The sequence below is a fragment of the Enterobacter sp. PI-10 genome, assembly GCF_027947695.1.
GTDB lineage: Bacteria > Pseudomonadota > Gammaproteobacteria > Enterobacterales > Enterobacteriaceae > Enterobacter > Enterobacter vonholyi.
Genome location: NZ_JAJNOG010000004.1, coordinates 288733 through 313189, shown reverse-complemented (window position 1 = coordinate 313189; position 24457 = coordinate 288733). Strand labels below are relative to the sequence as shown.

General features: G+C 55.1%; 17 protein-coding genes. 2 read left to right on the top strand and 15 right to left on the bottom strand.

Features of this window, described 5'->3' with window-relative positions; genetic code table 11:
• Nucleotides 1-3 precede the first annotated feature (3 nt).
• Complete coding sequence (locus LRM19_RS11995; protein WP_271368955.1) at nucleotides 4-5586, top strand: trifunctional serine/threonine-protein kinase/ATP-binding protein/sensor histidine kinase; 5583 nt, start codon at nucleotides 4-6, stop codon at nucleotides 5584-5586.
• Between the two features lie 3 nt (nucleotides 5587-5589).
• Here LRM19_RS11995 and LRM19_RS11990 read toward each other — a convergent pair whose 3' ends face one another.
• On the bottom strand, nucleotides 5590-6207 hold the full coding sequence (locus LRM19_RS11990; protein WP_127729456.1) for a response regulator transcription factor: 618 nt from the start codon (nucleotides 6205-6207) through the stop codon (nucleotides 5590-5592).
• A gap of 284 nt (nucleotides 6208-6491) precedes the next feature.
• On the opposite strand from LRM19_RS11990, the gene LRM19_RS11985 reads away from it, so the two are divergent.
• Nucleotides 6492-7094 (top strand): ATP-dependent Clp protease proteolytic subunit, encoded by a 603-nt coding sequence (locus tag LRM19_RS11985; RefSeq protein WP_008501342.1) that lies wholly within the window; start codon nucleotides 6492-6494, stop codon nucleotides 7092-7094.
• A 58-nt stretch (nucleotides 7095-7152) separates the two neighbouring features.
• Here LRM19_RS11985 and LRM19_RS11980 read toward each other — a convergent pair whose 3' ends face one another.
• The 14 genes from LRM19_RS11980 to LRM19_RS11915 all read right to left on the bottom strand — a co-directional run bounded on the left by LRM19_RS11980 (nucleotide 7153) and on the right by LRM19_RS11915 (nucleotide 24432).
• Complete coding sequence (locus tag LRM19_RS11980) at nucleotides 7153-7449, bottom strand: SH3 domain-containing protein (RefSeq protein ID WP_115876571.1); 297 nt, start codon at nucleotides 7447-7449, stop codon at nucleotides 7153-7155.
• A gap of 141 nt (nucleotides 7450-7590) precedes the next feature.
• Entirely contained in the window at nucleotides 7591-8841 is a 1251-nt protein-coding gene (locus LRM19_RS11975; protein WP_271368953.1) for a hypothetical protein, read from the bottom strand.
• Nucleotide 8842: 1 nt separating this feature from the next.
• Entirely contained in the window at nucleotides 8843-9271 is a 429-nt protein-coding gene (locus LRM19_RS11970) for an IrmA family protein (RefSeq protein WP_271368951.1), read from the bottom strand.
• A 25-nt stretch (nucleotides 9272-9296) separates the two neighbouring features.
• Nucleotides 9297-9773 carry a hypothetical protein gene (locus LRM19_RS11965; protein WP_181899772.1) on the bottom strand — a complete coding sequence of 159 codons (477 nt, stop codon included), beginning with the start codon at nucleotides 9771-9773 and terminating at the stop codon, nucleotides 9297-9299.
• A 51-nt stretch (nucleotides 9774-9824) separates the two neighbouring features.
• Complete coding sequence (locus LRM19_RS11960; RefSeq protein ID WP_115876568.1) at nucleotides 9825-10307, bottom strand: hypothetical protein; 483 nt, start codon at nucleotides 10305-10307, stop codon at nucleotides 9825-9827.
• Between the two features lie 11 nt (nucleotides 10308-10318).
• A complete protein-coding gene (locus LRM19_RS11955) occupies nucleotides 10319-11017 on the bottom strand; it encodes a hypothetical protein (RefSeq protein ID WP_133293703.1) in 699 nt (232 codons plus the stop codon).
• A gap of 18 nt (nucleotides 11018-11035) precedes the next feature.
• Nucleotides 11036-12571 carry an SUMF1/EgtB/PvdO family nonheme iron enzyme gene (locus LRM19_RS11950; protein WP_083239558.1) on the bottom strand — a complete coding sequence of 512 codons (1536 nt, stop codon included), beginning with the start codon at nucleotides 12569-12571 and terminating at the stop codon, nucleotides 11036-11038.
• Nucleotides 12561-13742 carry an ABC transporter permease gene (locus LRM19_RS11945; RefSeq protein WP_232057367.1) on the bottom strand — a complete coding sequence of 394 codons (1182 nt, stop codon included), beginning with the start codon at nucleotides 13740-13742 and terminating at the stop codon, nucleotides 12561-12563. The genes LRM19_RS11950 and LRM19_RS11945 overlap by 11 nt, the downstream gene beginning before the upstream one ends.
• Before the next feature lie 31 nt (nucleotides 13743-13773).
• Nucleotides 13774-14442 (bottom strand): ABC transporter ATP-binding protein, encoded by a 669-nt coding sequence (locus LRM19_RS11940; RefSeq protein ID WP_164850646.1) that lies wholly within the window; start codon nucleotides 14440-14442, stop codon nucleotides 13774-13776.
• Nucleotides 14443-14459: 17 nt separating this feature from the next.
• Nucleotides 14460-16415, bottom strand: coding sequence for a vWA domain-containing protein (locus LRM19_RS11935; protein WP_271368949.1), 1956 nt, complete (start codon nucleotides 16413-16415; stop codon nucleotides 14460-14462).
• Nucleotides 16416-16423: 8 nt separating this feature from the next.
• Nucleotides 16424-17383 (bottom strand): hypothetical protein, encoded by a 960-nt coding sequence (locus tag LRM19_RS11930; RefSeq protein WP_127729462.1) that lies wholly within the window; start codon nucleotides 17381-17383, stop codon nucleotides 16424-16426.
• 6 nt (nucleotides 17384-17389) lie between these two features.
• Nucleotides 17390-20053 carry a putative virulence factor gene (locus LRM19_RS11925; RefSeq protein ID WP_115876562.1) on the bottom strand — a complete coding sequence of 888 codons (2664 nt, stop codon included), beginning with the start codon at nucleotides 20051-20053 and terminating at the stop codon, nucleotides 17390-17392.
• Nucleotides 20053-23058 (bottom strand): virulence factor SrfB, encoded by a 3006-nt coding sequence (locus tag LRM19_RS11920; protein ID WP_115876561.1) that lies wholly within the window; start codon nucleotides 23056-23058, stop codon nucleotides 20053-20055. The genes LRM19_RS11925 and LRM19_RS11920 overlap by 1 nt, the downstream gene beginning before the upstream one ends.
• Complete coding sequence (locus LRM19_RS11915) at nucleotides 23059-24432, bottom strand: SrfA family protein (RefSeq protein WP_133293708.1); 1374 nt, start codon at nucleotides 24430-24432, stop codon at nucleotides 23059-23061.
• Nucleotides 24433-24457 lie beyond the last annotated feature (25 nt).

Below are 24457 nucleotides of genomic sequence, written 5' to 3'. Positions count from 1 at the left end.
CGGATGAACGAACACGAGCAGCCTGCATTCTGGCCCGCCCAGGGGAATCTTCACCAGGGGCGGGTTTTTGTCCTTAAAGAGGATGTGATTTTTACCGTGCTGGCGCAGGAGGGCGGAATCGCCTGGATGCACGCGCGACATCCTCATTCCGGCGGCTCATTTATTATCGCCACCGCGGTCAGCGATGAAGAGGAAGAGCGGGCCACCCGGCTGCTGAAAAACGAGTTTGCGCTGCGTGACGCGCTGCAGGACAGCTGGGCCATTCGCGCCGTCGCATCCACCCAGTACCGGGGGCGCTTCGCGCTGGTGTACGCCCCGTTTTCGTTTGAGCTGCTGGCGCGGCGCGCGGGCAGGGCGATCTCGGGTATCACGCGCTTTATCGAGATGGCGATTCAGATCTGCGTTCCCCTGCGCCAGATGCATCTGCAAAACCTGATCCACGGCGATATCAAGCCCGGCACGATTTTTGTTCATCACGATGCCACCTGCCGTCTGGGCAGCTTTGGCCTCTCCTGTAGCCTCTCCGGAGCCTTCACCCAGACCCGGCTTGCCGTGTCCGGCGGCACTCCCGCCTATATGTCTCCAGAGCACACCACCCGCACCCAGCGCCCCGTCGACAGCCGCAGCGATCTCTACAGCCTCGGCATGGTGCTGTATGAACTCCTGACCGGACGCCTGCCGTTTGAACTGGGAGAGGACGAGCAGACCAACTGGGCGCACTACCATATTGCCTCGGCGCCGCTGGCCCCGGATGCGATCCGCCCGGACGTGCCGGGAATGCTGTCGACCATCATCCTGAAGCTGCTGGAAAAGAACCCTGATAACCGCTACCAGACGGTCGACGGGCTGATTGCCGACCTCCGCCGCTGTCAGGCGACGTTAACCTGCGAGGGCGAGATCGTCGCCTTTACCCCCGGTCAGCAGGATCGCACTCCGGCGATCCATCTGGCGGACTCCCTGTTCGCGACGCATCCGCAGGCGAATGATGTCGTTGCCGCGTTTGAGCGGGTGGGGCAGAGCCTGGTCCCGGAGCTGGTGACGATCGGCGGGCCGTCCGGGATCGGCAAATCCTCCATTATCGCGACGGCGCTTAAAACGCTGCAGCAGCGTACGGTGCTGCTGGCGGTGGGCAAAGTCGATCAGTTTTCACCGTCGTTGCCTTACGGCGTATTAAGCTCTGCGTTCCGCGCCCTGACGCTGCACCTGCTGGGGCTGCCCGCAAACGACGTGGCGAAGTGGAAAATCCGCCTGTCTCGCGCCCTGGAGGGACACGAGGCGCTGGCCGTCAGCCTGGTGCCCGAGCTGGGACTGCTGCTTGAGAGCAAGCCGCGCTTCTCGACGGATACGTTTTCCATTGATGCCCGGGCGCGCTTCAGCCATATGGTGCTGGCGCTGGTGAAGACCTTTGCCTCGCAGGGCTGCCCGCTGGTGCTGGTGCTCGACGATCTCCAGTGGAGCGACGCTGCCAGCCTGCACACGCTCAAATATCTGCTGATGAACTGCGGCGCTATCCCGCTGCTGGTGGTCGCGGCCCACCGGGATATCGGCTCTGTGACCGACGCCTCCCTGCAGGCGCTGCTGGCAGGCCTGCCGGAGGCGGCGCAAAACGCGAGCGAGATTGTTCCGCAGGCGCTTTCCGTGAAAGCGGTGGCGCGCTGGCTGGCGACGGTATTTCGCACCCGCAGCGCGGCGACGACCGACCTCGCCACGCTGATCCACGAGAAGACGGGCGGCAACCCGCTCTTTGTGCACGAGTTTTTCCGCCGCATCGTTGATGACGGGCTGGTGATACACAACAAATATCAGGACAAGTGGCATTACGATCTGCAGGCGATCCGCGCCCGGCATTACACTGAAAACGTGGTCACCCTGGTGCTGGAGCAGCTCGAAGAACTGCCCGACGAGACGTGTCGCCTGCTGGGCAGCATCGCCTGCCTTGGCGGCACGGGCGAGATGGAGATGGTCTGCCGCGTGGTCGGCATGTCGATGGCAGAAATGCGCTATGCGCTGCACCCGGCGGTGATGGCCCAGCTCATCGTGCTGACGGAAAAAGCGTATTCCTTCACCCACGACCGGGTACAGGAGGCCGCCTTCGCGCTGCTGGATCGGCATGAGAAAAGCCATATTCACCTGACGACTGCCAGCCTGCTGGCCGACGCCGCGCGCCAGGCGGCCGGGAACGAACTGCTGTTCCGCGCCGTTCACCACGTCACGGCCGCGCTGGACAGCATTCAGCCCGCGCCGCAGCGCCAGATGTTCCGCGAGCTGAGCCTGCTGGCCGCGCGGCGCGCGAAGCGCTCGGGAGATTACCCGTCGGCACTCAGCTATATCCAGACCGCCAGAGCGCTGGGCAACGCCGGGACGGTGTCGGACTTTATGCTCGATATCGAAGAGGCGGGCTGCGAGTTTGCGCTGGGGCACCTGGAGCGGACCCGCGAGCTGTGTGACGCCATCCTCGGCTGCCCCGGCGGGCTGACCGAAAAGGCGCTGGCGGCCAACCTGCTGGTGGAGGTGTACATTCGCCAGTCGGACAGCCGTCTGGCGCTGGAGGCGGCGCTCTGCTGGCTGGGTGTATTTGGTATTCAGATCGGCCGTTATCCGGAAGATGCCGACTGCGACGAGGCCTGGGCGCTCTTTTGCAACCGCACGGCAGACGCGCCGCAAAACCTGTTTGCCCAGCTCTCGCGGATGGATAACACGGAAACCGAAGCGGTGATGAACCTGCTCTACAGCGCCAGCATTTGCGCCAGCTTCATCTGCCCGCGCCTGCACTTTTTACTGCTCTGCCGCATGATGCACCTGACCCTCGACCACGGCATTACCGGCGCGTCCACCACGGCGATGGCCTGGTTTGGCGTGCTGATTGGCCACCGCTACGCCGAGTACCGCCTCGGGTTCCAGTACGGCACGCTGGCCCGCGAGCTGGTGAATCGCCACGGCTACGATGCGTTCGAAGCCAAAACCCTGCTGCCGCTCGACCAGCTCAGCGTCTGGACCCAGCCTTTGTCGTTCACCATCGAGTGCGCGAAAGCCTGTTTTACCTCAGCGGTGACCCACGGGGATATGACGATGGCCTGCTTTGCGGCCTGCCACCAGGTGATTAACTTCCTCTCGCGGGGCGATCACCTGGACGGGGTGCTGACCAGCATCGATCGCGGCCTGGCGTTTGTGCGTAAAACCCACTTCCAGGACGTGGAAACCATTTTGATGGTTCAGCGCGGGTACGTTGAGTTCCTGCGCACGCCGGTCATCGGCACCTGGACCGCGTCGCAGGTGCTGCCGGAGGCGCTGCTTCCCGCGTCGCCGGAGCAGGCCCCGGAGCAGACCTCCACCATGCTGTTCTGGTATTGGCTCTATCGCGGCATGGCCCACTTTACCTGCGGGGAGTATGCCGACGCGCAGGCGGATCTGGAGATGGCGGGGTGGTACGCCTGGTCTGCGCCGGGGCACATCCATCTGCTGGATTACCATCTTTACAGCGCGCTGGCGCTTTCCCGTCAGCTGATGCCGGAGACCTTCTCGGCGAACCACCGTCGCAGCATTCACGCCCACTATGACAAAATCGCCCTCTGGGCGCGCGTTAATCCCGGCACGTTCGCGGATAAAGAGGCGCTGATCTACGCCGAAATCGTGCGTCTGGACGGGATGAACAGCATTGCGCTTGAGCAGTATGAGAAGGCGGTCCGGCTCTCCCGCGAGGGCGGCTTTAATCCGATCAATGCCCTGGCCCACGAGCTGGCGGGGCGCTTTGCGCTGGCCTGCGGCTACCCGACCGCCTCGGACGCCCACTTCCGCGGCTCTATTGCCGCCTGGGGTCGCGCGGGCGCGCAGGCCAAGGTGCGCCAGCTGGAGCAGGATTTCCCGCACCTGCTGGCCTCCGGGCAGGCCAGCGCCTACGACACGGTGGCGTTCGCCCAGAACGAGACCATCCGCGATCTCCAGAGCGTGATCAAAGCATCCCGCGCGCTGTCGGAAGAGATTAATCTTGAGCGCCTGATCGAAAACCTGATGACTATCCTGCTCGAACGCGCCGGGGCGCAGCGTGGCCTGCTGCTGCGCGTGAGCGATAACCTTATTCCTGAGATCGAGGCCAGCGCCTGGACCAGCACCGAGGGCGTACGGGTGCGGATCCTGAAAGACGTGCCGACGGCGACCGACCTACCGCTGTCGGTGCTGGCGGCGGTGATCCGCACCGGGCAGGAGATCCGCACTGGCAGGCCGGAGGAGTTCCATCCCTTCAGCCAGGACCCTTATCTTGTGACCTCGGGGGCGGCGGTTATGTGCGTTCCGATGTTCAAACAGGCGCGGCTGGTGGGCGTGCTCTATCTCGAAAACCGCCTGATGCCGGAGGTCTTCACCGCCGAGCACTCGCGCGTGGTGAGCCTGCTGGGCGCGCAGGCAGCGGTATCCCTGGAGACGGCGCGGCTGTACGCCGAGCTGCTGGCGGAGAACATCCAGCGCCGCCGGGTGGAGAAAGAGCTGCGATCCAGCCAGACCTCGCTGATGCTGGGCGAGCAGATCAGCCACACCGGCAGCTGGCGCTGGGAGCTGGAGCAGGATCTGATGTATGTATCGGAAGAGTACTCCCGGATTCTCGGCCTGCCCGAGCAGCAAAAGATGATCTCCATGGCGGAGTTTTTGACCTTCGTCCATGAGGACGATTACGCCCGCATCAGCGCCATCGTCACCCAAAGCGTGCGCGAAGGTCTCTCCATGCGCGCGGAGTTTCGCGTCAAGCGTCCCGATGGCTCGACGCGCTACATCCTCGGAATTGGCGATCCGGTGGGCGTGGGCAGCGAGGTGAACGAGTACTACGGCATCATCACCGATATCACCAGCCAGCGCGCCGCGGAGGATGCCATGCGGGTGGCGCAGGCGGATCTGGCGCGGGTGTCCCGGGCCACCACCGTCGGACAGCTGACCTCCTCCATCGCCCACGAGATCAACCAGCCGCTGATGTCGATCGTCTCGAACGCCGGAGCGAGCCTGCGCTGGCTCAGCCGCGAGCCCGCCCGGCTGGATAAAGTGCGGGAAGGGCTGGAGGAGATCGCCGCGGAAGGCGCGCGGGCGGGGGAGATCATTCGCAGCATTCAGTCCCTGACGCGCAAGCAGGATCCCACCTTCTCGCGCATCGATCTGCACTATCTGATCCACCATATCATCGCGCTTTCGCGCAGCGAGCTGGAGCAGCGACACATAAGCGTTGATTATCTGTTGAACGCCAGCGACAGCTTTATCACCGGCGATAGCGTGCAGATCCAGCAGGTGCTGTTGAATCTGGTGATGAACGCGGTAGAGGCGATGGCCGAGGTGAAGGATCGCGCCAGCACCATTACCCTTAGCACCGCCAACGCGGACGGGAAAGCGATCGTCGAGATTGCCGATACCGGCAGCGGCATTGAGCCCGAGCGGCTGGAGCAGATTTTTGACTCGTTCTATTCCACCAAGCCACAGGGAATGGGGATGGGGCTGACCATCAGCGCCAGCATCATTGAGCGCCACTGCGGGAAGCTGAGCGCGCGCCGCCGGGAGCCGTACGGCACTGTGTTTGCGTTTGCGCTGCCGCTGGCGGCGCAGGAAGGGTAAACGTTACTCCGCAGGCTGGCTTTTGGTCAGGCGCTCAACGGCCCTGACCAGCTCGGCCACGGAACGCACCTGCATTTTCTCCATCACGCGGCGGCGGTGCACCTTCACCGTGATCTCGCTAACGCCCAGCTCGGCGGCAATTTGCTTGTTCAGCATGCCGCTTATTGCCAGCGTCAGCACCTCGTGTTCGCGCGGGGTGAGGGACATATGGCGCTGCTTCAGGGCGTAGTGCTCTTTATTGCGCACGGCGTTGTGTTCCGCCAGCTGAAGCGCGGATTCAATGGCGTCGATAAGCGCGTTAGATTCGACGGGCTTGGTGAGGAATTCGTACGCGCCGCCTTTAATGGCGCGCACCGACATCGGGATGGTGCCGTGGCCGGTGAGAAAAATAATCGGGATCTCGCGCCCGCTATCCTTAAGGGCGTCAGCCACCTCAAAACCCGAGATGGTGGGCATTTGCATATCAAGCACCACGCACGACGGGAGCTCTTCAAAGCGGTACTGAAGAAACGCTTCTGCCGATGAAAAGCCGACGGCGTTTAGGTCTGCCGATTCCAGCAGCCCAATCACGGACTGCCTGACTGCGTCATCGTCATCTACAACATACACAATGTGTTCCATTCACCGCCCCGGTGCTGATTGACATGTCGAGGATGCAAACAATCACTACGGCGACGTAAGAGACTGTTTATGCTGACTTTCATCTTAACACATTAACTATCATTATCATTTAACAATATGATAACCGTATGAAGTATAGCGAGCCGGGGCGGGAGTGGTGAAGGAACGAAACGCGTGCAACATGGGCAGTATGCCTCAGCGCCCTCGTTATTTGTCGGTGAGGACTTTGATCGGTAAAACAGGCTACACTCTGGTTTTGAGCGCTAAATGCTGAGGACATAACAATGCACTACACACTGAAAGAGAGCGACAAGGATAAAGCTGAAGGGTCAAACGGCGCGGGCGCTCTGCAGCAAAAACTACTGGAGTCTCGTTCGATTGTGATCTCCGGTGAGATCAACCAGGAGCTGGCGCAGAAGGTCATCACCCAGATGATCCTGCTGCAAAGCGTCAGCAACGATCCGATCAAGCTGTACATCAACAGCCAGGGCGGCCACGTGGAAGCGGGCGACACCATCCACGACTTCATCAAATTCATTCGCCCGGAAGTGCACGTGATCGGCACCGGCTGGGTGGCGAGCGCCGGGATCACCATCTTCCTTGCCGCGAAAAAAGAGCACCGCTACTCGCTGCCGAATACCCGCTTTATGATCCACCAGCCGCTGGGCGGCGTGCGCGGTCAGGCAACGGATATTGAGATCGAAGCGCGCGAGATCATCCGCATGCTGGATCGCGTGAACAAGCTGATCGCTGACGCCACCGGCCAGCCGCTGGAAAAAGTGAAAAAAGACACCGACCGCAACTTCTGGATGTCTCCGGCAGAAGCGCTGGACTACGGCATCGTGGGCAAGCTGATCACCCATTATGACGAGCTGAAGCTGGATTAAGTTTTCGCGGCGTGTTTGTGTCGGGTGACGGCTTCGCCTTACCCGACCTACGCCGGACCTAGCGTACCTCGAACACCACCACCATCCAGTTCGTTCGCGTGCCTGGCGGAAACGCCGGGTAAGGATCGAGCCGTGTGCATGCCCCCGCCCAGATGTATGTATCCTCATCAATGCGATACCAGTGCGCGTTGCCTTCCACCGCATCCCCCATCACCGCAGCCTGCACCGTCAGTTGGCTTCCCGCAGAGAGTTCACACGCCACGGGCGAGAATACCGAGGGGCTCTGTTTACGCGTGTAGACCGCTGTTGTGGTCTTAACAGAGCCAGTGACCGGCAGTTCAGTGAAATCGCTCATTTTAGACCTCATGACAGTTCTCTCTTAACGTAACGATATAAGCCGCTGTAAATATGGCGATCACGATAAAGCGTGAAACTGTCAGAATGTGTCATGCGGAAGACTGAAAGGCACCCGTTGAGCGGGTGCCTGGAGGATTACTTAATTCTGGGCTGCGATGCTGATAAGTTCGTAGATTTTTTTTGCCCCGGCATTTGATTGAGTCAGTTCAATATTATGTTTCTGGCCATTCTTCATATGCAGGACAATTTTTTTATTAATGGATCCTTTTATGACTACGCTACTGACTTCTCTGAAGCGGGCGTAGAAAGTTTCATACAATTTTCCCAACACGCAATAAACACCGTCATCAGTTAATACCACACCACGATCCCCTTGGCCGAAAACCGTTTCGTCGTAGTAGAACAGGATCGCATCTTCCGTGAGAGGAGGCAGCGATTGACGATGACTGGCCGCCTGGACGAAATTGCTTATTTTTTTCGCGTTGAGATTGTCGTAGCGGTAAAAATTGTGGTCTTTGTTCGTCGCATACTGTGTTAATTCACCCCCGGCTGGTTTGTGCTCCAGTGCTGGCAAGGTTTGCTGTGGCTGTTGTGGTGTTGTTATCGTTGCCTCCGATACGGAACCAACCATAGAGGCACCAACAGCTCCCATCCCCGGAAGTGTCTGGGAGGTCACGCTATGTTGAATGGTGGTCACAGTTCGGGTGTAAGCGTTGACATGGCTCCCGCCTCGCATATGCGCTGATACGTTTTGCGGGGTTTTGACCACGGTCTGCACCGGGGTCAGCACGGTTCTGAATGCCGCGCGTAGGGATGCCACAATCGAGACGATCAGAAGTGCGATAAGTGGGACCGAAAGCCACATAATTGAAAAATAGAAAATACTTTGCTTAGTGTTGGTTGCCAGCTGCGTTAACCTGGAACAATAAAGCCCTGCAGTTATCACGTACACGACACCACAAGCGATAGTGGCAGCCATGTTGCTCTCCCCGTCCATTGCCATTTCCTGGATAACGGGAAAGAGCAAACATCCATAGAGAACAGCGCTAAAGAGCGCATCGGGAAGTAATGTTTTTATCGTCTCAAAGGCTTTTGCAATATTGTAGAAGATCCACAGAAGTAACAATATCCAGCCAATGACAGGAATAGCTGCGGCGATAGCCATAAGTATCATGCTGACGATCATACTGCCAAGAATATTGCCTAAATGCCCTTCCGAAATAAGATACCAGATAAAATACAGGAAGGAACCGGCGAGAACGGCCGGGAAGGCGACCACAACGCTTGCAGGTATAAAGAAAACGAACCCGCCAAAGATAAGTAATAACAAAAAGCAAAGGCCAGGCCCATTATTGTCAGGTGTTGAGTTTGCTTCAGCGTCTATAGACATATTAGTGATCTGCCTGCGGGTTAATGATAGGGAATGGAATAAATGGCCTTGGTGTAAGCAAACTGAGAGGTAAAGGCTGTTTGGTCTTTCCGTTAACTAACGCCAGTGACGTCAGGCGCAGCGTGAGATTGCTTTCGCAATAATGCTCGCCTTCGGCGAAAGCCGTTTGGTATCGCGTGGCATCAGAATCGCCGAATGGCTCTACCTGCAAAGTATCATGAGCTACAAGGTTATTTTTTGCATCAACGAGGTCAAAGCCTATCTCTAACGAACCAACGCTTTCCATGCCACTGTCCAGCGTGAAAGTGGCGCTGCACATCCCTTGATTTGCCCAGACGGTGTTTGAGTGCCAGATCTCAATCGCATGAGATGGAGCAGCGAATAAAAGACATGCGAATACTGTGCTACATTGTAAGTAACGGCTCATCATATTTTACCATCCTGAAAATGATGTATTAATCAACATAACCGTATGTTGCATCATCACCGGTGTCCGCTTCTTTTACGAGGCCTTGACCGCGATATTCATTAGGTAAAAACCCCCCATTAGTGCACTCTTTTTTCATGATGAGCTTTTGGTTTTTATATACTTTCAGGCCGGTATAATCCCATCCTTTTCCCGTACCGCTATAAACAACATAGCTGTAGTTGCCATTGATGAAACGATAATAATAAGCGCCTCCACCCGAGAACGTCATTTCACCCAGGCGAACCTGCGTTTTGTCTCCCTCATTTTGGGGGAGAGTCATTTCTACTTTTTCAAGTGAGCCGTAATAATAAGTAGGAACATCGTGCTCTAGACGGACGATAACGTATTTTTCGTTCGTGAGTTCGCAGTTGAAAATAAGCTCAGGCTCAGGCGGTGCAGCATGAACGCTTGGAATTGTCGCCAGAAGGGTCAATAATCCAGCAGAGAGTAATTGAGATTTCAACGTTATTTTTCCTTAGCAGGTAAAGCAGCCGGTAACCCGGCTGCTATTTTATTATTGTGAAGCCAGTGTTTCTTGTAATTCATTCAGCTGTCCCTGCAGCTTCTGCAGTTCCATCTGTTTTTGCAATTCGGAAGCGCTTGGTTTGTTTTGCGCCTCCTTCATATTTTTTTCCAGGTCTGCAACTTGCTTTTGAGCATCAGCCCGGCCAGCTGTTTTTTTCTTCAACTGGGCGAGCAGATTGTTCATCGACTTTTGCAGTTCTTGCTGCGATTTTTGTTTACTGGCTACGTTGGCATTGCTCAGTGCTTTCTCTTTTTCAATCGCATCATTCACCGCTTTGAACTCTTTATTCAGTTCCTGATCGTATTGCAGCGTTTTTTGTTTATCTTCAACGCGCTTATCCCAGGTGCCGGAGTAGTTGCAGTTAAATTTGGTAATAATGCTGACATCACCGGTTGTCGGGTCACAATCTCGCGCGTTAGTGGCACAGCCGGCTAATATGAGGGCGCTGAGTGCAAGAAAAATATAACGCATTGCTATTCCCCTCAACCGACTTTCAGCGCGGTGCGCTGGGTATAGAGGCTATCGAGCTCGCCCTGCAGAGAGCCAATTTTGTCGCGCATCAACGCAATCTCGCTATCCAGATTTTGGGTATCACTGCCGGATTTGCTCATGTCTGCAGAAACGTCCTGCCACTGCTTCTCATGTTTTTTCATGTCGGTGATGGTGCCACGAAGGTAAGCAATGTTGGCATCCACTCCTTTAATTTGCTTCTGTACGGCGTCTTTTTTCACCGTGTTTGCAGCCATATCTTTTTCTATTTGAGCGAGGGTCTTTTTATCAGAGTCGATAACCGATTTTGCAACGCTGGTTGCGTTCTGAATGCGTTTGTTTTCGGCTTCAACATCCTTAATCGTTGCGTTTAACTGCAGCTCTTTGGAGGCGTATTTTTTGCGCTGATTATCCAGATAGGCGTTAGCCCCCATACCCACACCGCAACCGGCGATAGCGGCGGCGGCCATACATACTGCTTTGTTGCTGGAGTTACTGACAGCGCAGGCCAGTGCGCCGATTACCGCGCCGCCAGCACAGGCCTGCCAGCCTGATTTATTGAAAAACTCAACATCCTGATTATTGGCAAGGCGCGGGTCGACGCCGCCACTACTTCCCGTACTGCCATTCTGGCACCCCGCCAGAAATACCATCATTCCTGCTATCACTGCTGTGCGAATAACCTTTAACATTCCAATCTCCTGAACTATTTAATTATTTTTTTTACATGAACTAAGCCACGCCTCGCGCGCAACTTTTCCATCTTTCCAGTACCCCTGAAGGTTCTTCCAGTAGGTATCGAGATAACCGTTAAGGTTGGTTTTTCCGCGTGCAGCCATCTGTTGCAATACGACAGCGACCTGCGGTTCGATGAGGGGTTTGTCATAGGTTGTGCCCATGTCTACCAGTGTGTCAGCGTAATAACTGGTAATAAAATCAAGGGCTTTTTGATGTTGACCAAGCTGTTCCTGACGGCGGGAGCAATTAGCATCAAGCTGGCTGCCTGCGGCACAGGTTTTGGTGAAGAGCTGGTTGAGACGATCGTAAAACTCGCCGTCATCTTTCATTTTTGTGCACAAAAAGGCGCCCAACTGTAACGATGTGCGTATTGCCTGATCCCGTTGTTCATCCCGAAGCTGGCTATTTGCGCGCAGCTCACCGCGCAGTTGCTCAAGTTGTTTCTTCAGTGCGTCATCCTGGACTTTTGCCGAGATAGCATTCAGGTTTTTTAGAGAATCATCAGCTTTGCCTGCAGGTGTTTCCTTTTTACCCGTGCCTAATGATTGCCACTCTTTTTCAATCTCTTTCACCCGCTCGCGTGATGTCAGGGTTGTGGAAACTAAAACCAGACGAACACCGGTGCTTTTGGTTGTATTCTCGCCTGCATTGGCATAGTACGGCTCCTCTCCACGCAGTGAACTGCGGATATCCGCCTGAGGAGTCATATAACTGCCCCCCCGAACGACATAGCCCCCAGCCTTACCATGCAGGCGATCGAGCTTGTTCAGGCGGAACGGGTCAAACATCATCTCTGCTGCGTTGCCCAGTATGTCGTGCAATCCGAGCGGGTTAGGTTTCAGCAGGCCGGTAAGCTGAAGTTTTCCATTTGCAGACTGTGCCCCCGCAAACCAGACATAACCGTTTAATCCTTCAGGCATCGGGAAGTGGCGATCGCGGAACTCTGCGGGGGAAACCGCGAGCCCGCCGCGTGCGGCAAACTCCCACTCGGTTTCTGTCGGAAGCCGTAAAAATCCCGCCTGACCATCATCTTCAGGCAGTGCAGAAAGTTTTTCTTTTCGTAACCACAGGTTGTATTGATTTGCGAATACCATGGCATCCATCCAGCCAATACTCACCTTCGGTAAACGTCCTTTCATATCCGTCGTCGGGCATTCCCCAGAAAGCGCGCGATACTGCAGGTCGCTCAGTTCATATTTGGCCATCAGGTAATAACGGCCCTTACCACCCTTCTCCGGGAAACTGCCTGCAATGTGTTCCTGGCGAGATTGTTCAACGTATCCCCAGTCGTCGCCTTCTTGCCCCAGCGTGATGTTGTAATCTTCCAGCGGTTTATTCAGCGGGATAGCGACTTTGCGAAATGCCATGGCACCGTCGCACGGCATAGGCAATATCACGTCATCGGCCAGAGGTTTTGGGTTCCAGAACTTTTCATCCCAGGTGGCATTAGCCGCGCAGGCGTACCCGAGTCCAATGATAGCCAGGCTCATCGCCAGTTTAGATTTCACGTAAACTCTCCGCAGGTTCGATTTTCAGTGCGCGCAGTGCTCCGATAGCGGCCACGCCTAACGCCACGGCAAGGACACAGAGCAATGCTGCGATAAAATGAAGGGGGTCAAGGTGACAGACGAATGCCTGGTCCGGTAAAGAACTGCCCAACACATGGTTGAACAATGCACTGCCCAGCAGGTAGATGATCACACCCAGTCCGTATGAGACGCCGGTCAAACACAGCGCCTGAATAATAATAAAAAGCGTCACAGAGCGACGGCGAAAACCCAGAAGGCGCAGCACGGCCATATCTTTGCGCTTACGATCAATGTTGGCGATGAAGGCACCGACTAACGAGGCGATGCACCCTGATGCAGAGATCCAGGCAATCACGCCAAAGATAATACCCAGCACACGGTCGATGGCACGCACAGACTCAATTTGAGCTGACTGAGTGATAGCCTCAATGTTCTGCGTCTCCAGCCACCGCGCGAGGAGTGAAACGTCATCTATCGAACTGGCATAGATACGTGCTCTTGAATAGCGGGTTCTCTCTCTGAACGGCTTGCCATCGCTGACCCCCAGCAAGGGAACCTGAAAGCCATCGCGGTAGTCTTCCAGAGCAACAAGCAAAGGCAATGTAATAAAGGCACCTTGACGTGAAAATTTTGCGTCATCCAGCACGCCGGTAACGGTTAAAGCGAACGTGGCGCGTTGGTTTTTCCCTTCGCTTTTTCGGCTCACCATCAGGCGCAGGATATCTCCTGTCTGCACGCCAAGGCGGCGTGCCGCACTGGCGCTGAGTACGGTATCGCTGTCTTTGACCGGTGCTCTGACATCCTGCAAAAGAGGATCGCCTTTGGCCGTCGGGATCACTTCAGCACCCGGGACAAAGTGTTGCCCGTCTCGGACCAGATCGGCCTGAGTGTTCAGCGAACGAGTCAACGGAATCGAAAATCCGACTTCTGAACGGCGGGCGAGCTTATCAAGCCAGGCAAAATCATAATTACCATTACCCGTCATACGTACTTCCCGGGTGCGAGGGTCGTCGAGAAGCTGATGGCGAAGCTGGCTGACAATGCCATTCTTCAATCCGAACAGCAGCAATAACGGTGCGATAACGGCAATCAAAGAGAAGATGATGCACAGCGCGACCTTGCGATCGTGAATGAGATCGCGCAGAGCCATACGGCACAGCAGGGTGCCTGACGCTGGCATATCAGCTGGGTAAGAAGACACTTTTTCCCTCTCCGGTCACGGCCTGATATCGGTCAATCCCAAAATGCGTCACGCGCTGCCAGTCGTGGCTCACAATAATGGCTGCCATATCCAGTGAGCGCACCAAACCGATCATCAGGTCAAACAGCCGGTCTGCATTATCAGGATCCAGCGCCGCAGTCGGTTCATCGGCAAGGAGTAAGCGTGGCTGGTGGGCAATCGCACGGATGAAGGCAACGCGCTGGCGCTCGCCGATAGAAAGCCGGGAAGGCATTCTTGTCAGCAGCGGCCGCACGCCCAGGGTGTCGATGGCCTTATCGAGCCAGGCTGACTGTAGGCTAAGTCCTGCCAGCCTGCGAACCAGAGTGATGTTTTCTATCACGGGTAACCAGGGCAACAAGCCGCCGTGCTGTAGCATAAACCCAAGCTCGCGTGCGCGAAGCGCGGCCAGGGCAGGCTCGTTTTCAGCCATGAGCGGTATTGAAATATCGCGACCGGCGAGCCGGTACTCGGCAAGATGCGCTGGGCGGAGGATCGCCCCTATCATCTCCAGAAGCGTGCTTTTACCGCACCCGCTAGGCCCGGTTAGAGCGACCACCTCTCCCTTTTTCAACGAGAGGTGCGGGAGGGCGACGCTATAGCCATGCGTCCCGCCCCGGCTGATCTCCATATCGCGGATCCTCAACATCAGGGCAGGTTCTCCAGAGGTACCGGATAAACGTTATCGCGTGGGTCGCTATCGGGCGCTAATGCCACCCAACGGTCTACATCCTGGTTGTAGCGTTGATAGTAATTAAGCTTGGTGTTCAGCCTGCGGATAAAACGCTCCTGCTCAAGGCCATCCCAGCTTTTCCAGGTTTCTTCATCCAGGCTCAATACTTCACTGAGGTAAGGTAAGCTCTCGATATATTCACCGAGCAGTCCCATCTCTCCGAGGCGGGTCGCATTTTTCCCTTTCGCCTGGTTTGGATCGTTGCCCATGGTTGCCGCCAGAGAACGCAGGCTGGCAAACATGTCATCCGGAGAAATCATCCCCTCATTGGCGGCATTGACGATCTTCTTCATGACATCGCTCAGATCGCTGAGCTCGCTTTTCGTGAGCAGTACGCGCACCTCGGTCGCCGGGATGTTTTGGTCAATCAGATCGCGGTCGCTTATCCATGACTTGAATACCGGTGGTGCCGTGGTGCCTTGCTTTTCACCCAGATAGGCAAGACGCATTGCCTTACTTAACTTGTCGGCATCACTGAGCATGGGATCTTCTTTCTTACCGGCATATTTAGGGCTTGCCCCCAGCGCACTCCCCGCCGTTTCTTCGCCGCTCCAGGCTGTTTTAATCTGGCCGGTAATGGCATTCGCCAGCTTATCGACCATACTACCGAAGCTATTTACATCACCTGAATCAATAGGATAGTAGAGCGGTTTGTGCAGGAATGGATTTAACGTCAGCTCCTGATACTGGGCTTCAGCAGAACTGTGATTTTTCTTACCATCAGAGGTTTTCAGATGTAACGCATACAGCGCAACGCCACGATAGGCGGCTTCCTGACGCACCTGGGCGGCATCCAGATGGGTTGACGAGAGCTTATCTGTGCCATCAAGCGCGCCTGCGTCAGTAATCAGTACAACGTAGCGGGCGCCAAACTGCGTCCAGTCCACTTTGTCCAGCGCTGTCATGACCCCGCCGTAAGCATCTTCATCAACCTTGCTGCTGGAAACGGTAGCCTGCTTCAGGTCATGTACTTTAGCGAGGAAGTCTTTACCATCTTTAACGGTATTGGGGTCGACATACATCTTGCTGTCGTATTCAAGACCCGGAACCGCTTTCACGCTGGAGCGAAAAGCTACCAGGCCAAACTTGACCTGATCCTGTAAGTGTTCCTTCTCGATCCTCTTGTAGATCTTATCGATCGCCTCTTTGGTGCGATCGATATACGGCCCCATCGAGATGGTGGAGTCGATCACAAAGACAACCGAGGCGGAGAACCCTTTCATCATGTTCTTTTCATCAGCAGCGGACGCGGCCTTTTTTGCGGGCGACTTTTCGCTGACGGAGGCAACGTTGAGTACACGTACCTGGAAGCCGGTATCGGTAAACACATCATCTGAGCCAAGAACAGGTAAGAGATAAAAGTTTTTTAACTGATCCACCATGTAATCAGGCTCGCGTGCCAGAACCTGCGGGACCGGTTTATGGCTGCTCAAACTGTTGAGCATTGGTTGCAATGTTGCCGCAGGGTTTTTGCTGTTCAGAAGAGACTCAACGTCGGATTTCTCTTTAAAGAACAGCATCGGGTGACGGCCAGCAGGATTGGTAAACGCCAGCGTCAGCTGCATTTTCCAGTCAACGGTGCAGGAGGATTTCATCCAGCCAGCGGTATGACCAAAGCTGTCCGGCCCAACCTGCAGCCACGTGTCCTGACCCTGCGTTGTCCTTTGGTAAACATAGAATCGACTAAAGGCCGGCTGCTCTTTACCTGCTTCACCTGCTTTGGCGGACAGCTGGCAGCCTGGGTAAGTCAGTACCCGCTGGAATAACGCATGTTTACCTTCCTGCAAAAGCGGCTGTTTACCCGCGGCACAGACGGGGGATGCCAGCGTTGCGGCACACACCAGGCTACTGAACCAATGCATGTATTTCATTATTTATCCTATTTCTTCAGCTCAGCTAAACGGGCTTTGGCCTCGTTATTCTGCGGATCCTGATTTACAACCGACTCATACCAATACGCCGCTGTCTCTGCGTCAGGATTGAAGCATCCCCCTGGTTTTGCGGTTTTAGGGTCATATTCTTGTGCATAACGAACGGCCATCTGCGTATCGCCGGACTGGGCTTTATAGGCGTAAAGGCGCTGAGCGATATCGCAATGTTTTGCCGCTTTCGCTTTTGCGATGACGTCCAGCAGTTGTGCACTACTTGGCTGGCTACGCAGGCACCCTTTAACGAACGCCATTTCATTGCCGCTCGCCATTTGTTCATCACCACACGGCCCGGTAGTTTTCGCGACGGGTGCGGGAGGTGCCGCTGGAATTGCAGGCTCTGGCTTACGGGTAAACCACCACCCAGCAGCGGCCAGCAGGAGCAATAGAATGGCTAATCCCGCAAATAACGGCAGCTTGCTTTTCGGCTTCTGCGGCTGTTGAGATACAGGCTTTTCTGCGACAGGTTCTAAAACGACAGGTTCCGGTTCTTGAACGGACATCGGCTGCACGATGGGGGTATCATTCAGCGTCTGTATATTTTCCGGAAGTGGGTTTTCACCACCGGCCTGGGAGCTAAGTAGCCCTTCAGCGATGGTCAGAATCCCCATATCCTTATTACTTCCATCTTTGATGGTGATGCGATAGGCCGCCTGGCGGTTAGCGAGTAGTGGATCGATCAGAGAAGGGCCGACCTGAACGCAGGGCGTCTCCTCATTTTGTATCAGTGGAGGGAGGGCGAGGAAAATCTCGCCACTGACCCAATCACCGTGGCTGTCCAGATACAGGCGATCCTGATTACGTACTACCGAGATTGTGACGCCCTCGGCATCGCCTTTCCAGCCTTTCAACAAGAGTAATGCGAATCCTGGTTGTATAGGGGTCAGCGTCTTAAGTTCAGGTTTGATCACGTCCAGTTACTCCTTTGCCGATTTAATCTGGCGGAGAATGACGCCCAGATTTTCGTTCTGCGCGACGCTAATCTCGCGTCCGGCAGAATGACCTGCGTTTTCGGTAATGAGTGCTTCCAGGCCAACCAGCCAGTCGATGATAAAGAAGGCACTGTAGTTCAGCTGTTGCGGCGTCAGGCGTGCCAGGCGTTCATCACCTTTCCAGACCACACTGTCGCACGTTGGTGGACGGGTAAAGATCGGCTGTTCGGGCTGGTTGAGACGGGCCGGGCGTTTCGATTCCGGCATATTTTGATAGCCCAGCCAGGTGATGAAATCGCTCATCACGTGAAGCACGCGTGAAACCTGACGCTCGACCATACGTTCACGACGAACGCCAGCCTGCTCGGTATTTTTCATTGCATTGACCAGCGCGTCCTCGACACGTGAACGCAATAACCCCGTGATCAATTCGTCTACCAGCGCTTCGGCAATCGGGCGCGGAAGACTGATGTAGTTGAGCATGGCGGCGGTTTCAGGCAGGCCGCGCAGATGGTTAATCCAGAGCTGAACGCTCTGGTGCGCGAAAGCGACCTCATGGCTGTGCGTCGTCACCGCAGTTGCGCTGCTTTCGAAAGCATCTTCCACACCGATATCAAAGAATCCTGCATCTTCTTCTGCTTCAGGCGCAGACAGGGTCGTTTGCTGCATGTAAAGTGCATGGAGATCGCGGCGTGCCGGAACCAACCGCGCCAGCAGTTCGCCGTGCATGCCGCTGCGTTTTTTCAGGGTGGCAAGGATCTCTTGCGCAATTCGGGATTTTCTGGACAGCTCTTCTTCGCCGTCCGGTTGGTACCAGTTCCCCAGTCCCCCTTCGACCAGTTCGTGGCGGATCTCGTCGAGCTGTTCTGCGATCCGCTCCAGTTTCAGTTCAGGGCGGGCGACGCGGGCCAGATAATCGGCCATTCGGCGCATACCACCGTCGTTGAGGGTGAGCATCGCATCCCAGGCTTCAGCAGGGTTCGCGATGTAGCGAGCGACAGCTTCATCTTCAAGGAAGGTTTTCCGCATCAGTGCAAGCTGCCCGCCATTGTCGTCGTTGAAAGCCGCTTCACTACCTGCGTTCATGCGGATAAAGGGCGTTTGCTGGCGCGGTTTGCGCACCAGGAACGTGTTATTGAACGCCTGACCCTGGCTCCATTCCTGCATCCATTTGTACTGGCCAAAACGCTCTGTCATCGCCATTTTGATCATCCCGCCAAGCCCCCAGGACTGGCGAAGAAGTGCTTCGTCATGGGAAAGGTTTTGGCTAATGCGCAGATCAAACATGGTTAATGCCCAGACAAGGCCAGGTAAGCGACGACCACGCGCGTCGGCATCGGCGCCCTGGGTGTAACGGATCCACTCGTCCAGCACGCCGCCCACTTCTTTGACATCAGACTGTTTTGTTGAGGCCGTACACACCACCAGGACATTCATCTCCTGGTTTTCGGTATAACGTTCAAAAAGATAGGCCACTTTTCCGCGCAAAATTAACTGCGCTAGCGGGTTGCTCTCTGCATTTTTAACCTCGCGGGTGACATCACCCATGGACTCCACCGCCAGACGGCCGCGATAACCCGGGAAATCAAGCAAGTCGACGGCTTCGAAGATTGTTTCGCGAGGCGGAGCCATTAACGGGATATGCAATTCAACGGTAAGCGCGGTGAGCTCTGCCAGCGATAGCGAAATAGACGCACCCGTTTGCCCATTTACCACAGGACAGACTTCAATAGTCTGATCTGACGGGGTATTCAGCCGCTCCAGCATATCGACGTTCATGATGCTATCCCGTTGGAGAAGCATGCCGTTTTCGTTACGAACCAGCGTGCTCAGTGGGGCACGCAGCTCCTGCACTCCACCGAGACGCTGTAGCGTGTTGGCAAAACGGATATAGGCATTGGTTAGTTCTGGTACTTCGCCCCATAAAACGGAGAAAAGCTGGCCGCGATCTTCAACAGAAAGCCATGGTGCGAGGCTTACTGCCTGTGGCCAGTAGGTCAGGGCAAAACGGCTTTGCGTTTTCTCAGAATGGCGGATGAGGTAATCCCAAAAAGAAACTACGTCATCTTCGGTCACGCCAGGGCTGCGGGAGGTCAGGCGTCGTTTCGACAGGGACGTTAACAGATCGCTGATACGTTTTTCATCGAACTGCCAGTCAAATTTTTCCTGGTTGAAGTCATGGATGAATGCGTTGGCGAGGATCTTCCCCATTTCCACTTCGTTGAAGAGCTGTAACGTGACAGGCCAGCGGTCGTCCGTGCTCTGATCACTGCGGCTAAACCGGGTAACAAGACCCGTCGCCTCTTTGCCGCCGCCAGGCGGGTTGATGTGGGTCAGAAAATCGAGCTGATTGCCGCCGAGGCGTGTTTCCAGCTTTCCGTTTTCACCCGCAGCCAGCGCGGAAATGAGATACGATTTGCCTGCCTGCGACAAGCCAAAGAAGCCGATTGTCATCGGTTTCGCTGCGGCCTGCGCCAGCCTGCGTGCTTTGTTACGGCTGCGGCGCAAGTTCATGGTCAGGCGATCGGCTTCAGTGTTCAGGCGCGGCGCGTCCTGACGAACGCTTGCGATCCAGTCAATGGCCCGGCCTGCACCTTGTTCGACGCCATTCCAGCCCTGGATAATGGTGTTGGGATGAATAGTGCTCATTAGCTTTTAATACTCCCGCTATCCAGCCAGTAATGGGTTTCACTCAGCCCGTTACCGACCATTGTGTTCAACTGGAATGCAACATCTCTACGGCCATAACCGCGCTGTGCGTTTTCCATTTCCATCGAGCCAATCTGGAAGCGCTCCGGACTGACCGGTTCTTCGCTACTACGTCCACGTCCCTGTTCTGCGGTTAAACCGATGCTTATTACAGCATCACCCGACAGCTCGCTTGCCAGGTTCGCACTGGTAATTTTTAGGGTATAAAGTGCGGTCGATGGCCAGCGTTCGTTATCAAGCTGGCGGAAACCGATACGTACTTCCCCCCGTGCTTCAAAGCCTTTCCCTTCCGGTAACTGGAAATCAGCGGAGTCCAAATCAACATCGCGATAGGCGACATTGCTGTCTTTAATCACATTGTTTCCATCAAGCATCCCGACATAGCGGATGGTTGAATAAGGCTTAAAGTTCGCAGTGCGGAAGAAGAAGTTGTTGAGTCTGGATTTCTCCGCTAACAGGCAGAGCATCGCCCCCACAACGGCTGTCGATTTCGGATCGTCAATGCATCCTTTCTTGTTAAACGGATACCAGCCACCGGTTTCATAACCGTGGAGTGGCAGTACGCGAGAAGGGGGAACAGGTTGAAGCTGGCGAATGAGCGCTTGAATTCCCGGCAGGCGAGATGGACGACCGGTTAAAAGTAATACATCGCAGTTGTAGTGCCAAAGCACTTCGCACAACGCGCGCAGGCTGTGGCAAATGTTCATTCGCCCGCTGCGAGGGTCGATAAATTCATTGTGCAGACGCGCAAGATCCAATTCCAGCGGTACATCCAGAATGGAGAACGGTACTTCGCTCGCAAGCTGTCCGGAACGGGCAACGTCGTTTACGTAATCCTGTACTTTCTCGGTTGGAAGATTATCGGCAAGTAGCTCACGGAAGGTGTAATTCAGTATCTCCCGCCCATTTTCCGGGGAGTACTCTTCATAGCGATGCAAAATAGATAACGCCAGAGGCGCGAAGATCTGCAATGTAAGCTGCTGACGTAATACCTGTTTTCCGGCTTCGATAGATTCACTACCGAAGAGTTGTGACATCATTGATTCGGCTGCAAGATCGCTGTGGCCGACTTTGGTCATGGCCGCTTTTACTGCTGGCTGGAGGAAAAGCCGTATAACATCCAGCAGTATGTCGTCGCCTGCTACCTTAAACCCTTCACGGAAAAGCTGTTTCGGGGTAATTCGGACGTTAATGCCCTGGCCTTCATCCAGCGTGTAGCGAGAAATGACGAGGTCGGTCGTTCCTCCGCCAATGTCAATCGACGCGATTTTTAATGAGCGTGTATCGCTGGTGTCTTTTTGAGTATCGGGACGGCGAGTAGCTGCAAAAAATTCGTCCGTGCGACCGCCAAAGTAGTTCTGCGTTTCGTTATAGAGATATACCAACTGCCCACAGGTGGCTTCGTCCCACTTCACGTGTACGCCAGGATGGGCGTACTTCAAGCACTGCGGGTCATCGCCTTCATAATCCATCTCTTCCCAGCCGAGCGCTTTCCAGACCATGCGGATAGCGTCATGCATGCTCTCCTCAAAGATAGCGCGCTCAGGCTTTGGCATCGCCGGAGGGACAGTCATAATGACATTTCGTAAACGACGCGGTGTGCTGGCGTGGTTCATCTTCAGCCGCTGTGAAGGGCTGTTGATTTGCATGAGAGCCTGGCTTAATACCTCTGACAACATCATCGTCATCAGCGAGCTACGACTGTATACCGGCGTGAAGACGGGCATACGGTCTTCTTCATTTTTCAGGCGAATGAGCAATTTCCCCTGATCGTTGACCATATACAGCAGCGGTGCTGCAGTGGCTAACGGCTCTCTGTCACTTTTCACGAAGGCCTGGCTAAAGCGCCATCCCGGTGAATAGGGTTGATCGTCCCAGAGGTAGCGTTTAGGGCTGGAGATCCCTGTTGAGCCCTCGGTACCCAGGCGTTGAGCCGCCATTCTGAAGGCTTCTCCGCCGACGCGTCCAATGGTTGGCCATGTGAAGGCATCGCTGCGCCCGCTTTTTAGCGAGAAATCCTGCTTGCCGAATTCGGCCTGGGCAAACTCGAGACGGCTGTCAAAAGGCTCGTTATAAACAAATTGCGGTTGGCTCAAATCGCGGAGCTGAAGCTGATAAAGTTGAGAAAGCCCTTTATTGTCGTCACGATGTTCTTCGATCAAGATGCCGCAGCTACGTGAGTTACCAATGTCCAGCACGAGGTCTACAGGTATCGCTGAGTCCCGGATTTTTACGTCATTGACCTGTACTTCAGGAACGACAATCGTCGTCGCCAGGACATGCAGCAGGTTAAGATAATGCGCCTGATGTTCCTTCTGCAGAAGTTTTTCATCAATGTCATCAATATGTTGGCGTAATACTTCGCGAGCCTGAGTACTGAAAACTTCCCGTAGCCATTCATCCACCCATGGCAGTGAGAGAAACTCCCTCATCTCGTGAGGATGGCGTGCCAGAGCAAATCCCGCACCTGAACGGATATCATCCTCGCCTGGTGCGAGATACTGCGTATTCTCGCGATCCGGGAAAATTTTGGTATCAAAAATCAGAGTAGCGCGCCAGGTATTACCCTTTTCATCCGGCTCAGGCAGCTCATGGAACTGGACGCGTGACCAGTTATAGGGCCCGTGAGCAAAGGCTCGTGGCGGGTTGAAGCGGAAAAATGGCAGCGGTAACCAGAGGCCGCGATAGAGGCGTAGCGACTCTTCGGTCGTCAATGTGTAGTCGGAGTCTGCGTAGCGAGGAGGTTCGCTGTCAGGCAGAGGGAGCTGCAGCTTGTCTTCCCTCTCATTATAGATAAGCCGCATAATAGCCTCGTCACCCTGTTGACGAAGAAATTCCCCATATTCTTTACGCGTTGGCAGGGTAAAGGCGAAATCAAGGAACTGGATCCCGCTGTCGCGAATAAGTTTGACCTGTTTTTTAAAATCAGTGAGTTCAGCGAGCATTTACTGACTTGCCTCCTGCTTCATCGAAATAGGGAAAAGTGTTTTGGCGTCGTAACGGCCTTTGCAATTCGCAATGTTTTGCGCGCCGGGAGCACACAGAATTTCTGGCATTTGGTAGCGTGAGCCATCGGAGCACTGTGCTTCTCCCTGATTGTTAATGGCGAGATGACCTGACTGAATGGCCGCATTGACCGCGCCACGACAGGTCACACCGTCGCCACGGATCATCTGTACTTCGCCCTTACCGTCATTGATTTGGTAACTCAGACTAAGGGGCTTTCCTGTGCGTTGATCCTGAATACCAGCCCCTGCGTGCCAGTTCCCGTCCAGAAAACGGGTATTTCCTTGTGCCAGTGAAGATGCAGGCAGGGTCAACGGGACTTTAGCACCAGCTGAGGTATTGGCTGATGGCGCTTCGAGAGCAGGTGCTGTTCCGCCGGGATGAGGGCTATTCGTGGCTGACGCAGGATCCACAGCAGATGCCGTTGCTGCTGCGCTTTGTGACGGCGTTTGTAATGCTGATTGCTCTTGTGACGTTGTGAGTGAAGTGCCCGTGGCGCTTAAAATCTCACTGCCCGTTGTCGAATGCAGGTTCGCCTTAGACGTTGTTGTGCTGATGATGGCCCTTGACGACGGCGCAAGAGATTCGGCTGTTGGAAGGTGGGGCGCGGGCAAAGCGGGTACAGAAGATGAAATACCAGGGATCGTTATGCCTGGCATGCAACCCCGTAAGAACAGTAGCGCTAAAAGGAGTAACAGAAGTAGCGGCAGTAGCCAACGCAACCATGCGGGTAAGAGCAACCACCAGCGTCTTTTGGCGGGCCTTTGATGCGTAAAGGTGCGTTCTGGTATCACCGGTTCAATACTTGCTGATTGCGGAGGCAAGGCTGTAGATATTGGACGCAAACAGTCTAGCGGCTCGATGCGGGCCTGGTTAGTGGCGTTCACAAATCCCCAAAAACTGATGACCGGCTTTCCACCTACCAGCCACACGTGCTGCTGATCGGGGAATTGCATCGCTTTTTCAAGTAATTTCCCAAAGAGCCGGCGTTCCGGCTGCTGGCTTTGGGCAAATTCATTACTTATCTGGCGAAACGCTGCATGGGTGGTTTCGAGTTGCGCGAGCGCGGCCTGGCGCTCAGCTTCCGTTGCGGCCGTCCATGGAATAACGTCACCGGCCAGCGGGGCATACCAGTCGATTCGATCGCCATGCTCGCTGATTTGCGGGATGGCTAAAGTGTCAGCAACCGCCGTTTGTTTTCTAAGTCGTAGGGTTTCACGCAGCTGTAATGCGGAAATATATACTGCCTGTCCATTCTCACCCATCGACTGATATTTATCGAGCTTGTCACTGCATAGAAAAATTTCTTTCACGCTGCATGCCTTTGCTGTTAAACGA